The organism is Pseudarthrobacter sp. NamE5, from assembly GCF_005796225.1.
Classification (GTDB): Bacteria; Actinomycetota; Actinomycetes; order Actinomycetales; family Micrococcaceae; genus Arthrobacter.
In genome coordinates this window covers 12869-28236 of sequence record NZ_VAHO01000018.1, presented here as the reverse complement: position 1 = coordinate 28236, position 15368 = coordinate 12869, and the positions used below count along the sequence as shown (strand labels likewise).

Genomic DNA, 15368 nt, shown 5'->3' with positions numbered 1-15368 from the left:
AGATGGAAAGACGATGTGATCGATGTGTCGAATCGGTTCGATTGGGCATCAGCGTAGAGCATGTTGCAGGAGCATTGCAAGAGAAAACGTGTTGCGCACCACAAGACTCAGTGCCAGACTGAAAGCCAACCTGACCACGTAAGCGGTTCGATACAACACCGATAGGATCTTCGTGCCCCGCTCCACAGTTCAAACATCCGCGCCCGATTCTGGCCTCAATCCCAACGCCGGAAGGCTTTCCACCGCAAACGTCCTTGCCGGTGACATCCTGGCCTCCTTGTCCCTGGAGCAGAAGGTGGCCATGCTGCACCAGCACGCGCCGGCTGTTCCGGAGCTGGGGCTGGAGTCCTTCCACACCGGGGCGGAGGCGGCTCATGGAGTTGCGTGGCTGGGTCCGGCAACCGTCTTTCCCCAGCCGGTGGGCATGGCCGCCACCTGGGATGCTGACCTGATCGAGCGGCTCGGCGAGGCTACAGGCCGGGAGCTTCGCGGAAAGAAGGCAGAAGATTCCTCGGTGGGCCTGAACGTGTGGGCGCCGGTAGTGAATCCGCTACGGCATCCGTTGTGGGGGCGAAACGAAGAGGGATTTTCCGAGGACCCTCACCTGACGGCGGAGTTGGCCGGCGCCTATTGCCGGGGGCTGAAGGGCCAGGACCCGCACACGTGGCTGACGGTTCCCACCCTCAAGCACTTCCTCGGCTACAACAACGAGTTCGACAGAAACGTCTCCTCCAGCAACCTCAGCCCCCGGGTGCTACATGAGTATGAGCTTCCCGCTTACCGCTCCCCCATTGAAGCAGGGGTAGCGGGGGCGGTGATGCTGTCCTACAACCTGGTCAACGGCAGGCCTGCCCACGTTTCCGACCTGGTGCAGTCACAACTTCGGCAATGGCGGAACGGAGACGCTCTGGCCGTCGTGTCCGATGCCGGTGCTCCCGGTTCGCTCTTCCGCGCCGAGAAATATTTCAACGACGGCCCGGCAGCCTACGCCGCCGCGCTGCAGGCAGGAGTGGACAGCTTCACGGACGACGGCGACAACCCGGCACCGTCCATCGCCTACCTTACCGAGGCGCTTGAGCAGGGGCTGATCAACGAGTCTGACGTCGACCGGGCTGTCCTGCGGCTCCTCACCCTGAGGGCCAGGACTGGTGAATTTACGAACAACCCCTATGCCTCGATCGGGGCAGAAGAAATCTGCGCGGCGGCGCACGTTCAGCTGGCACGGGAAGCGGCAGCAAGGTCGGTGGTGCTGCTGCGCAACGATGCCGACGCCGGCCTCCTGCCGCTGGGCGGAACACCCGGCACGATCGCCGTCATCGGAAGCCTGGGAGCGCGCGTACTCACTGACTGGTACAGCGGCACCCTGCAGAACGCCGTCAGCATCGCCGATGGACTCGGCCGCCGCTACAGCGGGACGGCGGGGGCCAATGTTGTTACGGAAGAGGGTGTCGACGTGGTGGCCCTGCGCAGCGTCAGGACGGGCGGCTATTTGGGCGGCGCGGCAGGAGCGGTACTTACCGCCACCGCGGCTGCACCCGGCATGGCGGAATCGTTTACCTTGAAGGACTGGGGCGCCGGTGAGGTAACCCTCCAATCGATGCTGACCGGCAAATTCGTGACGGACCCGGGCGACGGATACCTCCGTGCGGAGGCAAACCGTGTGGGTGGCTGGGTGGTGCAGGAGACCTTCAGGCTTGACTACGCTGCTGACGGCACCGCCGCCCTGCAGCACGTAGGCACCGGAAAGTGGCTTCGCATCGAGTCCGGAACGAACAGCGCCGCCCTGGTTCTGGACGCCGCGACGGCTGAGCGGTTTGTGCTCCGGACGCTCAAGTCCGGACACGAAGCCGCCCGAAAAGCCGCCGCAGAAGCCCATACCGCCGTCGTGGTTGTCGGCAATGATCCGCACCTGGGCGGCCGGGAAACGCTGGATCGCAGCACACTGGAACTGCCGCTGGCTGAGCAGGAACTTGTCCGTGTCGTCCGCGAGGCGAACCCCCGGACAATACTCCTCATTGTGTCGTCCTACCCCTATGCCCTCGGCACCCTGGCTGACACTCCCGCCATCGTCTGGACCAGCCATGGCGGGCAGGAACTGGGCAGCGGCGTGGCCGATGTCCTCAGTGGCGACATTGAGCCGAGCGGACGCCTGGCGCAGACCTGGTTTGCCCGGGATGCAGACCTGCCGGACATCCTGGACTACGACATCATCACCTCACGCTCCACTTATGTGTACAGCCGCGCCGAGCCCCTGTTCCCGCTCGGGCACGGGCTGACGTACAGCGACGTCAAGTACCAGTCCATTGCCCTCCGCGAGATGCCGGGCGGGGGAACCACAGGTGCAGACGTCGCCGAACTGACAGTGGAAGTGCGCAACGAGGGAACCCGCCCAGCCTTTGAGCTGGTGCAGGTCTACGCCTCCGCCCCCGGCCACCGCTTCGAATTCCCGCGCCGGCTCCTGGTGGGCCATCAACGGGTGGCGATTCCGGCCGGAGGGACCGCAACAGCCACCATCGCCGTTCCCCTGGACCGCCTGGCCACCTACAGCGTGGTGGAGGAACGGATGCTGGTGGAGCCCGGTATCTACCAGCTGCTGGCGGGCGCCTCTGCGGAGAACCTCCCGCTGGCACTGGCACTTGACGTGCCCGGAACCAGCGGTGCGTGGCGACCGACGGGCCAATGGTTCCGCGCCGTGAACTTTGACACCTGCAGCAACCTCGCACTAGTACCGGAGACTCGCTTACACGGCACGGCCATTGCACCCGCTGATGCCGCCCGTCCTGCCTGGGCAATTTATCGCGGCTGGAGCGTCAGCGGAGGGACGGAGGACTTCGAACTCCGCGTCGTTGTGTGTTCCCCTTCTGACAACGCGGGGGGCAAGATCAGTGTCCAGGTGCCCAGGACGGCGGACACCTGGAAGACAGTGGGCAGCGCGTCTGTGCCCAAGGGTTTCAGTGGCGAACTGCGGGTCAGACTTGAGGGGGGTACTGGGGCGACCGAGTATTTAGGCGGGGTGGAAACCCTCCGGCTAACGTTGCAGGGAGCCGTTACCGTCAGTACGGTGCAGCTGCGATAGAACGCTTGGACAGGTCCTCACGGAGATGTTCGGAAGCCGGATGGATGCCTCGTCCAGGTTTGCTGATCGAGCGGAGCGGAGCTGGGCATTCAGGCGTCACCGTGATTCCCGTGCCCGGGGACGGGTGATGGCGGGGCAGTTGATTTTCCGCCTTCCATCCGGCACATGACAAGCTCCTGGCGCAGTTTGGAGGCCCGTCCCTCCAACTGATCGATCAACGCTTCCACTCCCATCCGTCCGAGTTCTGTACCGGGTGAGGACATAACAGTCAGTTCAGGATCGGCCATGGCAGCCATTTCTACCGAGGATCCAACTGACAGAACAGAGATGTCGTCGGGGATACGGCGGCCTGCGGACCTCAAGCCGCTCACGAAGCCCGTGGCGGCCAATTCGTTCTGGATAATGACAGCAGTTGTGTCGGGAAAATCCCCGAGCAGTTCCGCCGCCGCCGCTTTGCCGGCAGCGGGGGTTGCATCACAGGTAAAAGATGACGGTTCCAGACCCTGCCGGGCCATCTCTGCCTCGTAGCTTGCGCGGGAACGGCCCACAGGTCCGAAGGCGGCCAGGCTGCGGCTGCCAATTGCATCGTCGAGAAGGGTGATCCGTCTGTGGCCCAGGGAGGTGAGGTGCCGGACTGCTTCGACGAGGGTGTCTTCGAAGTTGATATCAACGTATGTCATCTCGGCAGGGTCACGGGTACGTCCGATGAGCGAAAAGGGCGTACCGGACTCCAATAGCTCCTGTACTCGGGGATCGTCGAGTTCCACTTCCATGAGAACTACGCCGTCGACCAGTCCGCTGGAGGTCAGCTCAGTTGTCTGCCCTGCCTCGTTACTGATTGGCCAGAGCACAAGGTTGTATCCGAGTTCGCGCGCAGTCGCGGCAGCGCTGGTGAAGAACTGGACAACCGTGCCGCTAAAGGTGTGCTGAAGGGCCGGGAAGAGGAGCGCAATGATCCGCGTCCGTTTACTCGCCAGCGCTCTCCCCACGACGTTTCTCTGGTAGCCCAGCTCCCGCATGGCCGCTTCAACCTTGGCCCGCGTCGCCGCTGACACAGGCTTGGTGTTGTTCACCGTGAAGGACACCGTTGCGATCGACACGTTAGCTCGCTGTGCAACGTCCTGCATCGTCGCCACTTAAGTCCCTCCCTTGGCCGGGCGCCCGCCGCAATAGCGGGCGAGCCTAGGCTTCATCCGATGTTCTCAAAGAACCTTTCCAGTAAAGCGTTTAAATTTTTTCTTGACAAGGCTTGCGCCGACCCCGCAGACTTTTGCCTAAGCCCCTTTCCACCTCGTGAAGCTCCGATGCAACTCATCGGTTAAGCGCTTTACTATCGTTGTTACAGAGAGCAGGCAAAGATGCCCCAGCTTCATCGCCCCCTGAAAGTTGCCCTCGTCGGCTATTCATTCATGGGATCAATTCACGCCCAAGCCTGGGCGACAGCACCCCGGTTCTTCGATCTGGGAGTCGACCCCGAGCTTGCCGTGGTTTGCGGACGCAGTGCTGACGCAGCTGGTTCATTCGCCCGGAAATTCCTGGTGGACCGGGTAGAGACGGACTGGCGGAAGGTAGTGACTGATCCCGAGGTCGACGTTGTCGATATCTGCACCCCGGGCAAACTGCACTCCCCCATTGCTTTGGCTGCCTTGGAGGCAGGCAAGCATGTCCTGTGCGAGAAGCCCTTGGCCAACAGTCTGGAAGAGGCCAGGCAGATGACCATGGCAGCCGAGAATGCTGCCACTTGTGGGGTGAAGTCGATGGTCGGTTTCAGCTATCGCCGCACACCAGCCCTGGCCTACGCCAAGCAACTGGTGGACAACGGCAGCATCGGCACCATCCGGCACGTTCGGGCGGCTTATCTGCAGGACTGGATTACTGACGAGGACTTCCCGCTCGTCTGGCGCCTGGACCGCGAGCAGGCCGGAACAGGTGCGCTGGGTGACCTCGGTGCCCACATCATCGATCTCGCCCAACACCTCACCGGACATAAAATCGCCGGCGTCAGCGCCCTGACAGAAACCTTTGTCCCGACCCGGCCACTGCCCTCGACGTCTGGGGGCCTCAGCGGCACGTCTGCCCATAGCGCCGGCACGGCAGAACGCGGGGAGGTTACCGTCGATGACGCTGCAATCTTTTTGGCACGGACAGACAGAGGCGCTTTGGCTACCTTCGAAGCCACTCGCTTCGCCAGTGGACGAAAGAACGCACTGCGGATCGAGGTCAACGGGTCGAAGGGATCATTCGCCTTCGACTTTGAAGCCTTGAATGAACTTGAGTTTTACGACAACACCCAACCAACGTCCTCAGAAGGCTTCCGCCGGATCCTCGTCACCGAGCCCGAGCACCCCTACGCCGGCGCATGGTGGCCGGCAGGCCACGGCCTTGGTTACGACCATACTTTCGTCCACCAGATTGCAGATTTTGTCCGGTGCATCGCACAGGACAAGACCCCGTCACCTTCATTCCGTGACGGTCTCCAGGTCCAGCAGGTCCTGGCCGCAGTCGAAGCAAGCGCCGCCGGGCAGCAGTGGCAGCCTGTCGGTCATGTCCCAGCAACCGCTTAAATCAACAACTCAAAGCACGGCAAAGGAGCCATCCATGAAAAAGTCCCACAAGATCACCACCGTCACAGCATTGGCCATCGCCCCGCTGGTCCTGTCCGCATGCAGCGGCGGGGGCGGCGGTGAAAAGGCCGGCGGGGACGTGAACACGTTGAGCATCGTTGATTACTACAACAACGAGCCGGACAAATCGCTGGTTCAGACCGCCTTGGACCGTTGCGCGGCTGAGCTTGGTGTCAGCATCAATCGCGAGACGGTACCCGGCAAGGACCACATTCAGAAAGTGCTGCAGCGCGCATCCTCCAAAACACTGCCCGATGTGCTGATGCTGGACAATCCTGACGTCCAAGAGATCGCGGCCACCGGCGGACTGTCCCCGCTCAGCCAATACAATGTAGACACTTCCGGCTTTGCCGAGGGCATCCTCGAAGCCGCCACCTACGACGGTGAGGTCTACGGGCTGGCACCGACCGTCAACACGCTGGGCATCTACTACAACAAGGAGCTGCTGGAAGCAGCCGGCGTCCAGCCACCCAAGACCTGGGACGAGCTGAAAGCCGCAGCCGCGCAGCTCACCAGCGGTGACCAGTACGGCATAGCCTTCTCGGGTATCGCCACGTATGAGGGCAGCTGGCAGTTCCTGCCCTTCATGTGGTCCAACGGCGGCGACGAGACCGATCTGACCAGCCCAGAAGTTGCGGAGGCCCTGGCCCTCTGGCAAGAGCTGGTGAACAGCGGATCAGCATCAGCATCAGTCATCAACTGGTCCCAGGCTGACGTGAAGGACCAGTTTGTTGCTGGAAAAGCAGCGATGATGGTCAACGGCCCGTGGCAGATCCCCGCGCTTCAAAAGGTCCCTGAGATCAAGTGGGACTCGGTACAGATCCCCGTCAAAGAGGCCGGCCAGGAATCGGTGGCACCCCTGGGCGGGGAAGTCTGGACCGTCCCCGTCACCGGCGATGACGCCAAACAGGCAAAGGCAGCCGAATTCGTAGAGTGCATCAGCAGCGATGAAAACCAGCTTGCCCTCGCAGAAGCCCGCTACACCGTTCCTACCCGGACCGCCTTGGCTGACGAATACGTCTCGCGGGTCCCGGAGATGGAATCGTTCACGAAACAGGTTGCCACGGCACGTTCACGCACCGGCAAACTGGGCGAAGACTGGCCCAAAGCCGCCACCGTCATTTACGACGCAATCCAGCTCTCCCTGACCGGCAAGGCGTCCCCGGCTGACGCCTTCAAGCAAGCAGCGGCGGGCTAAAGCAATGAACCGCACCCAAGACATGCAGGGAACGACGGCGGGAGGGCATGTTTCCCTGACGCGAACCGGCAAATCGGTCCCTGCAGCGGCCCGGAGAGGGCCGGCACCGGAAACAAACAAGCTGACGCCACGCGCCAGAAAGTTCTCCCGGGAAGCCGTGGTCCGGCTGCTCTTCGTGGCTCCGGCGGCACTGTACCTGCTCTTGTTCTTCGGCTACCCGGTGGTCAAGAACGTCACCATGAGCCTTCAGGATTACGGTACCAAAACCTTTTTCACAGGCGAGGCGCCTTGGGTAGGGCTCGCCAACTACGTCGCTGTCGTCAACAGCAACCTGTTCGGTCCGGCCATGGTCAACACGGCACTGTTCACCATCGGATCCATCGCCGGACAGTTCGTGATCGGCCTGGCCCTGGCATGCTTTTTCAAGCGCCGGTTCCCGTTGAACAACTTCCTGCGCTCCATGCTGTTGCTGCCGTGGCTGCTGCCGCTGATCGTCTCAAGTGCCACGTGGCGTTCCATCCTGGACCAGGACAGCGGCATCCTGAACCAGTTCCTGGCGGGGCTGGGAATCATTTCCCAGCCCATTCCCTGGCTGACCAGCCCGACAGTGGCGTTGCTCGCCGTCGTGCTGGTGAACATCTGGGTGGGCATCCCCTTCAACGTCACCATCATGTACGGCGGGCTCCAGGACATTCCCGACGAACTGTACGAGGCTGCGTCGCTGGACGGGGCCACCGGATGGAAGGCTTTCCGGCACATCACCTGGCCCAACCTCCAACCTGTGGTCAGTGTGGTGCTGGTTTTGGGCGTCGTCTACACCATCAAGGTCCTGGACATCATCCTGGGTCTGACCAACGGCGGGCCAGCGAACGCCACTCAGACCCTGTCGATCCGGTCCTACCAGGAGTCATTCATCAACTTCGAGTTCGGCGTAGGCGCAGCTTTCAGCAACATTTTGATCCTGATTTCGCTGGTCTTCGCCGTGATCTACCTCCGCGCCAACCGGCGCGCGGTAGATGATTAAGGAGCATTCCGTGACCACCATGGATACCGCCGTTTCAACCGCCTCCGTAAGCCGTGGTGCCCGTCAGGCAACCGTCCGATCCGCCGGCTTCACCGCATTGGGCATCCTCTTCCTCGCCGTGATGCTCTTCCCGGTCTACTGGATGGTGAACGCATCCCTGCAACCGTCGGGCAACACCCTGACCGCAGACTTCTTCCCTTGGAACCCAAGCTTTGACGGCTATGCCCGGGCCATCTCAGAGCAGGGCCCCAACCTGCTGACCAGCTTGATAGTGTCCCTGGGGACTGTGCTGTTCAGCCTTGCCGTCGCCGCACCGGCCGCCTACGCCCTGGCACAGTTCCGGTTCCGGTGGGTAAGCATCGCGCTGCTGGTCATCCTGGTCTCGCAGATGATTCCCGGAATAGTGATCGCCAACGCGCTGTACGCGGCCTACAACGACCTTGGACTGCTGAACAGCATCCCGGGCCTCATCCTCGCTGACGCCACCCACGCCATCCCGTTCGTCATCCTCATCATGCGGGCATTCATGATCGGCATACCCACCTCGATCGTTGAAGCCGCGAGAGTTGACGGTGCAGGGCTGGTGCGGGCCTTCGTGTCCATCGTGCTGCCGATCAGCAGGAACTCCCTCATCACCGCGGGGCTGTTCGCTTTCCTCTTCTCCTGGAGCGACTTCCTTTTCGCCCTTACCCTCACCACCACCGATGAAGTGCGGCCTGTGACCCTCGGCATCTACCAGTACCTCGGCACCCAGGTCTCCAACTGGAGCGCCGTGATGGCCACCGCCGTCCTGTCCTCCCTGCCGGCCATCGCCCTGCTGATCCTGGCCCAGAAATACATTGCGGCAGGCGCTACCGGCGGCGCCGTCAAATAGCCCCCGCTCCCACCCCGGAACCGAACCAAACGAAACCTGAGGAAGAACCAATGACAGAATCCAGTGAACCAGTGAAGGTCCTCGTCTGGGGCGAAAACCGCCACGAACAGGTCCAACCGAACGTCGCGGAAATTTACCCCGACGGCATGCACAACACCATCCGGGAAGGCATCGAAGAAAACCTCGGCAGCGCAGCTCGGGTGCGTACGGCCACCCTCGATGACCCCGAGCACGGCCTCACCGAGGAGGTCCTGACCGACACCGACGTTCTGGTGTGGTGGGGACACGCCGCCCACTCAGAGGTCAGCGACGTCGTCGTCGAACGCGTCCACCGGCACGTGCTGGCCGGGATGGGCCTCCTTGTCCTCCATTCAGGACACTGGTCCAAGATCTTCGGCAAGCTGATGGGCACGTCCTGCACGCTGCGGTGGCGCTCCGAGCAGGACCGCGAAATCGTCTGGACCATCGACCCCACACACCCCATCTCCCAGGGGATCCCCCACCCGTTCATCATTCCCCAACAGGAAATGTACGGCGAGTTCTTCGATATCCCCGCGCCGGACGAACTGGTCTTCATCAGCACGTTCAGCGGCGGTGAGGCCTTCCGGAGCGGCTGCACCTTCAAGCGCGGATTCGGCAAGATCTTCTTCTTCAGCCCCGGAGACCAGGACTACCCCGTCTACCACCACAAGGACGTCCGCCGGGTCATCGCCAACGGAGTGGCCTGGGCCAAAACCCTCCGGCCAGAGCGCACCGCCCCGGTGCTCCTTCGATACGAAACCGAGGACTTCCACAACGGCCACGGCTACCAAGGAGCGATGCACAATTGATCACCTTCGAAACCATCACCGGTCCCGGACCGCTCCGCGTCGTGCAAGTAGGCGCAGGCGGCATGGGCAAAGCCTGGATCCGCACCCTCCAAGCCAACCCGGACGTGGAATTGGTGGGCCTGGTAGACCTGAACCTGGACAGCGCCAAGGCGGCAGTAGCCGAATTCGGACTTCACGGGGTCGCGCTCGGCACCAGTGTAACCAAAGTAGCCGGCGCTACCGGCGCCCAGGCCGTCATCAACGTCACCGTTCCCGCCGCCCACCATCCAGTTAACATTGAGGCGATGTTCGCCGGCCTGCCCGTCCTGTGCGAGAAACCAGTCGCTCCCACAGTGGCCGAAGGTCTGTCCTTGGTTGCGGCTGCGGAGGTCAGCGGGCAGCTGCTGATGATCAGTCAATCACGGCGCTACTTTCACGGCCTGACGCAGCTCAAGGCGGCCACCGGTCAGCTGGGCGATATCGGCCTGGTCACTACCGAGTTCTTCAAAGCTCCTCATTTTGGCGGATTCCGCGAAGAAATGGAGCACGTTCTGCTCGTGGACATGGCAGTCCACCAATTCGACGCCATACGCTTCCTCCTGGACCAGGACCCCGTGTCCGTGTACTGCGAGGAGTTCAACCCCTCCTGGAGCTGGTACGACGGAAACGCAGCAGCAACGGCCGTATTCCAAATGAGCGCAGGCACCAGGTACACCTACACCGGAAGCTGGTGCGCTGACGGCCTCGAAACCTCATGGAACGGCACCTGGAGGGTGAATGGCGCAGCAGGCACGGCTGCCTGGGACGGGGAAGGGACGCCGAGGATGGAAACCCTCTCCGGTTCTCCGCACGTCCAACGGGCGGACCATGCCCAAGAGATTGCTGGGGCCCTCGAAGACTTTGTCACCGCCCTACGGACCGGCGCGGTCCCCTCAGGTGAGGTCCACTCAAACATACTGAGCCTCGCCATGGTTGAAGCAGCCGTAAAGTCGGCATCAGTGCAGCAAAAAGTACTCATCAGGGACGTGATTGAAGAGGCCTATCAGATTGCCATTGGTTCCCAAGAGCGCCCCGACATACGGATGGCCATGGAATCCTGGGAGTCACCGCTTTTGCGCGTTGGACGGGACTCGGGCCGGGAGCAAGACATTGTCGCTCCCCTCAGAGTAGAACCGGCCGAGATTGGTACCGAATAGGGACACGGCCCATTCCGGGCCCATCTTCCTAAATGGGAGACTGACACAAACCAAAACCGGCCTCGGCCCCCACCCAGCTGTAAAAGGCATTCTCCGACGAGCAACAAACAACTTCGCCCACCACCGTCTGAACGGTCACGGCAAACGGAGCACCATGACAACTTTCCCCTTGTACCGCCCTCTGATCCTCCACATAAGCGAACGGTCTGAACTCGAAGATCAGCTCGACAAAGCGGTCGCAGAGCTCCTCGGCGATGCGTCAGACCAGCAATGCGGGAGATCCTGGTCACACGCCATTCGGCTCAAAAGTTCAGTATTGCCGTCAATGCCGATGTACCTTTCGGGATGGTTCGTGAGGCTCAACCCCGTCTGGTTCTCCTACACCCGACGAACCGCAAGAGGTGACATCGCAGGCCCCTTCGCCGAGCGACTTCCATAAGACCCAATTCTTCGGCCTGTCAGGGTGAGATCTGAGAACATCATGAGCCACCGTCAACAAAGCGGAATTTCGCGCTATTCTGACGCCAGACGCAGACGGTCGGGTCGAATTTCGGGTATCAGATGAGGACGGCGGATCGGCACCCGCAAGTTGCCCGCGCTCCCCCGGCCCCCTGTCCAGCGCTGCTCTACGGCGGGACGACCTCCGAGAACCTTGATGGGTACAGCGTGTAGGGAACCCTCCTACGTTTTCTGCCTCTTGGCATTACCCGATAGCCACTTGACCGAATATCCATTACGTGAGCAGAGAGCAGAAGTTCCATGCCAGCGCCATGCCAGAATGGGAGTTTGCGCTGTAAGTTCGGGCGCATACCGGATACAAAACGGGAGCAGGAGCAGAGCGCGTGCCGGTGGCTGAACGGGCAGTAACAGTAGGCAAGGCACGGGTTGGCGCCGTTTTCCTCGGTATACTGATAATCGCGGTGAACCTGCGGGTAGCCTTCGTCATCGTCGGCCCGGTGCTCTCCGATATTGGTGACGAATTCGCTTGGTCCAGCAGCTCCGCAGGCCTGCTGACCGGGTTGCCGCTTATCTCTTTTGCCGTCTTTTCCCCCGTCGCCCCATCTCTGGCTCGCGGGTTGGGCTTGGACAGGGCACTGGGAGCAGCCTTGTTGCTGCTCGCGGCAGGAATTATCGGGCGGTCTGTCCCGGTGGAAGCCACCGTCTGGACGGGTACCGTGCTGATTGGAACCGGCATTGCCTTCCTGAACGTCCTGTTGCCCTCGCTGGTCAAGAGGGACCTTCCTGGGCATGTCAGTCAGATAACAGGAATTTACACTGCTTTCGCAGGTGCCGTTGCCGCGTCCGGTGCCGCCGTTGTCGTTCCCATTACCAACTCCAGCACATACGGCTGGCGGCTGGCGCTGGGCGTCTGGGCGGGACTGGCGCTTATCGCGCTGGCCATCCTGTTCCCGAAGCTCAGGTCCCGGCCTTTCACCGCCGCCCAGGGGAAAGGCCGCGTGCATGGCGATCTCCGTACCCCGTGGAAGTCAGCCCTGGGGTGGCAGGTCACGCTCTTTATGGGACTGCAGTCACTGGCGTTCTATGTAATGCTCGCCTGGCTACCCAGCATCGAGCGAGAACAGGGGATCCCTGCTGCCACGTCCGGCCTGCACACCTCGGTGTTCCTTATGGTTGGCGTGCTGGCCAGCCTGACCGCCGGAACGGTGCTGCATCACACTGCGAACCAGCGCCCTATCGCCCTTGGCAGCAGCATCCTCGCGTTCTGCGCGTACGCGGGCCTGGCTTTTGTCCCGCAACTCACCCTGCTGTGGGTGGTTGTAGGGGCCTTGGGCTGCGGGAGCCTTATTGTGATCGCGCTGTCGCTTTTCAGCCTCCGAACCGGAAATCACGAGCAGGCCGCCTCGCTCTCCGGCATGGCGCAATCCGTGGGCTACGCGATCGCCGCCGCCGGGCCTGTGGCCTTCGGCGCCCTCCGTGATCTCAGCGGCAACTGGACGCTGCCGCTCACTGTCACCGCCCTGGTCATGCTCGTCCTGTGTGTCACGGCCGTACTGGCCGCGCGGGACCGTCAAATCGGTTGATTTTGCAGCACTTCTGTTCTCCGCCCTGCCTGGGCTCCTGACCAAGATTTTCCGATAGACAAACCCTTGGTGCCCGCAGTAAGAAGGCAGCTTCCGGTGGGCCATCAGGGCACCGCCGAATATCCGGCTCCCAAAACCGCATTAGATAAACACTGAATCTGCAGGTGCCCGCGGTTCCTGAACTTAGCCAAGGCTGCGCGTCAATTCTCTGCGTCGATGTTCGCTCCGGAAGCGCGGAGGTCCGACAGGGACCGTTTTTGCCGGCCGTCTTTGTCGAAGTTGTCCGGGCTGAGCCATTCCTGAAGGGCCTTGCCGACCTGGGGCCATTCGGAATCGATGATGGAGTACCAGGCGGTGTCCCGGCTGCGGCCCTTGTAGACCGCTGCTTGGCGGAAGATCCCCTCGAAGGTGAAGCCCAGTCGCTGTGCTGCCCTCCCCGAGGGGGCGTTGAGGCTGTCGCACTTCCATTCATAGCGCCGGTAGCCGAGTTCGTCGAAGGCGTATGACATAAGGAGGAACTGCGCCTCGGTCGACACCGGAGTTTGCTTCAGCAGGGGGGAGAATGCCACGTACCCTACCTCGACAGCGCCATTGGACCGGTCATGCCGCATCAGGGAAAGCGTGCCCACCGCTTTGCCGCTGCTGAGGTCGATCACTGCGTAGTGCAAGGGGTCATCGGCTTGCGTCACTGTCATCACAAAGCGATGGTATTCATCTCGGCTACCGAAAGGGCCGACTGGCATATACGTCCAGTCCCTGCCATCAGATGCATGGGAGTAAGCGGTGTACAGGTCGTCTGTGTGGCGGTCCACGTCCAGTGGCTCAAGACTGCAGAAACGGCCCGTGAGAGTAACACGTGACGGTGCGGGACGAGCGGTCCAGTCGGGCAACGGCCGGCCAATCGGTTGGGTGTACTCGTTCACAAGTTTGGACATTCTCTCTCTCCCACTAGTCGCTTCTTAAGAGGCTAGGCGTTGGCTTGGCTCCCTGATAAGGTCCACACCAGAGCTGTTCCATGGGTCCACGTCCACGGTCACGTCACCAGAAGTGGACGGGTGAAAAGGGGAAATAGCGAACAGGTACTGGCCGATGGAGCTGGGCAGGCGCGGGGCTGATCATCAGGGAACGCCAGCGGGAAGGCGTCGCCCTGGCCAAGCAGGGCGTCGCCTACAAAGGTTTTTGGGGAAACCGCCGGGTTGCCTTTCGCTCGGCTATAGCAGGAAGCGGTCGGATGACAGGCTTGAAAGATGGCGGCGTGAAGCAGTATCGCCTGTTGCGATTTCGGCGATGAGTTTCCCGGTTGGGGGCGCCAGGCTCACGCCCAGCATGGCGTGGCCTGTTGCTATGAGAACGTCTGTCCGCTTGCGTGAGGGGCCGATGATGGGGAGCCCGTCGGGTGTCATTGGGCGAAGTCCGGTCCAGGGTTCAGGCTGGGTGGGCAGGGGCGGCCAGTTGTTGAAGTACTTGGGGAGACTGGTGAGAAGGCCTTGGGCGCGGACTTTGCTGATTCGTTCGTTGATTCCGCCAAAGCCCATGGTGCCTGCGATACGGATTTTATTGTTGAGTGGGGTGACGGCGACCTTGGCTTCAGCGAGGTACAAGGGATTCTGCGGGCCGTTTGTACTCGGTGGCAGGTCGTAACCGTAGCCCTTCCCGGAGATTAGGGAGACGCGGTCGCCGATGCCTGCGAGGATCTTATTGGTCCAGACCCCGGCCGCGACGACGATTTTATCTGCTTTGAGAGTTTCTTCGCCCAGGACAACTTCGACGGAGCCGCCAACTGCAGTGCGCAGTTTCGCCGCTTTGCCGATTCGGAATTCGACTCCGTCGCGCTTGCAGGCTGCGGTCAGGCCGCGGGTCAGGGACGCTGGATCAAGGGACCGGTCACCGAAGGTCTGGAGACCCCCTGCGAGACCGTCAAGGACGTGGGGCACTTCCTTGACGAGGTCGTTGCCGTCGATGCTCCGCCATGTGAACCCTGGAATGTGAGCTTCCATGGCCTCCAACTCCACCGCGTGCTTCTGAAGGTTCTCGGCATTGCTGTAGAGCATGGTGAGGGGGTCACTGTGCGATTCGAATGCCACCCCGTCTGCTGCCATCTCATCGAACAGCTGGAGAGTGTCACGGCTGAGGTGGGCAAGCACTTTCAGTCCTGCCTCGAAGCGGCCGGTTGTGCAGTTACGCAGCATTTCTGCCATGAATCCCAGGAAGTGCGGGGTCAGGCTGGGAGTTACGTACAGTGGGCTGTCCCGTCGGGTCATCCACTTGAGGGCCTGGGGCATCATGCCCGGGGCCGGTACAGGGACCGACATGCTGGGCACGACCCACCCGGCGTTACGTGCCGAAGCCTTTGACCCCGGCTCGGATTCGTCCACGACGGTTACTTCTGATCCTGCCTTGCGAAGGTAGTAGGCAGAAGACAGGCCGATGGCACCGGCGCCGATGACGATCGTTTTCATAATTTCCGAGTCCTATGGTCTTTTGGTGGCCTGGCAGCGCAGTGCGTGCTGGAGCGGTTGTGCTTT

The 15368-nt window shown here is 61.8% G+C and carries 11 protein-coding genes; 8 read left to right on the top strand and 3 right to left on the bottom strand.

Translation table 11 applies throughout. From position 1 onward, the window contains the following. Positions 1-172: 172 nt before the first annotated feature. Complete coding sequence (locus FDW84_RS17070) at positions 173-3076, top strand: beta-glucosidase family protein (protein WP_138610695.1); 2904 nt, start codon at positions 173-175, stop codon at positions 3074-3076. Between the two features lie 89 nt (positions 3077-3165). On the opposite strand, the gene FDW84_RS17065 is transcribed toward FDW84_RS17070, so the two are convergent. Further along, on the bottom strand, positions 3166-4203 hold the full coding sequence (locus FDW84_RS17065; RefSeq protein WP_256371741.1) for a LacI family DNA-binding transcriptional regulator: 1038 nt from the start codon (positions 4201-4203) through the stop codon (positions 3166-3168). Between the two features lie 231 nt (positions 4204-4434). On the opposite strand from FDW84_RS17065, the gene FDW84_RS17060 reads away from it, so the two are divergent. The 7 genes from FDW84_RS17060 to FDW84_RS17030 all read left to right on the top strand — a co-directional run bounded on the left by FDW84_RS17060 (position 4435) and on the right by FDW84_RS17030 (position 12843). Continuing rightward, the gene (locus tag FDW84_RS17060; protein WP_138610693.1) at positions 4435-5640 is read left to right on the top strand and encodes a Gfo/Idh/MocA family protein; all 1206 of its coding nucleotides are present in this window, start codon (positions 4435-4437) and stop codon (positions 5638-5640) included. Between the two features lie 34 nt (positions 5641-5674). Beyond that, positions 5675-6898 carry a sugar ABC transporter substrate-binding protein gene (locus FDW84_RS17055; RefSeq protein WP_138610692.1) on the top strand — a complete coding sequence of 408 codons (1224 nt, stop codon included), beginning with the start codon at positions 5675-5677 and terminating at the stop codon, positions 6896-6898. Positions 6899-6902: 4 nt separating this feature from the next. Then, a complete protein-coding gene (locus tag FDW84_RS17050; RefSeq protein WP_171046824.1) occupies positions 6903-7922 on the top strand; it encodes a carbohydrate ABC transporter permease in 1020 nt (339 codons plus the stop codon). Positions 7923-8043: 121 nt separating this feature from the next. Further along, the gene (locus FDW84_RS17045) at positions 8044-8796 is read left to right on the top strand and encodes a carbohydrate ABC transporter permease (protein WP_371419184.1); all 753 of its coding nucleotides are present in this window, start codon (positions 8044-8046) and stop codon (positions 8794-8796) included. 50 nt (positions 8797-8846) lie between these two features. After that, positions 8847-9626: a ThuA domain-containing protein gene (locus tag FDW84_RS17040; RefSeq protein ID WP_138610691.1), complete on the top strand. Its 780-nt coding sequence runs from the start codon at positions 8847-8849 to the stop codon at positions 9624-9626. After that, positions 9623-10801, top strand: coding sequence for a Gfo/Idh/MocA family protein (locus FDW84_RS17035; protein ID WP_256371740.1), 1179 nt, complete (start codon positions 9623-9625; stop codon positions 10799-10801). Before FDW84_RS17040 ends, FDW84_RS17035 begins: the two co-directional genes overlap by 4 nt. 842 nt (positions 10802-11643) lie before the next feature. Beyond that, positions 11644-12843, top strand: coding sequence for an MFS transporter (locus tag FDW84_RS17030; protein ID WP_138610690.1), 1200 nt, complete (start codon positions 11644-11646; stop codon positions 12841-12843). 200 nt (positions 12844-13043) lie between these two features. Here FDW84_RS17030 and FDW84_RS17025 read toward each other — a convergent pair whose 3' ends face one another. Both FDW84_RS17025 and FDW84_RS17020 read right to left on the bottom strand, forming a co-directional pair. Further along, positions 13044-13778, bottom strand: coding sequence for a GNAT family N-acetyltransferase (locus FDW84_RS17025; RefSeq protein WP_138610689.1), 735 nt, complete (start codon positions 13776-13778; stop codon positions 13044-13046). Positions 13779-14054: 276 nt separating this feature from the next. Beyond that, complete coding sequence (locus tag FDW84_RS17020) at positions 14055-15302, bottom strand: FAD-dependent oxidoreductase (RefSeq protein WP_138610688.1); 1248 nt, start codon at positions 15300-15302, stop codon at positions 14055-14057. Positions 15303-15368: the final 66 nt, after the last annotated feature.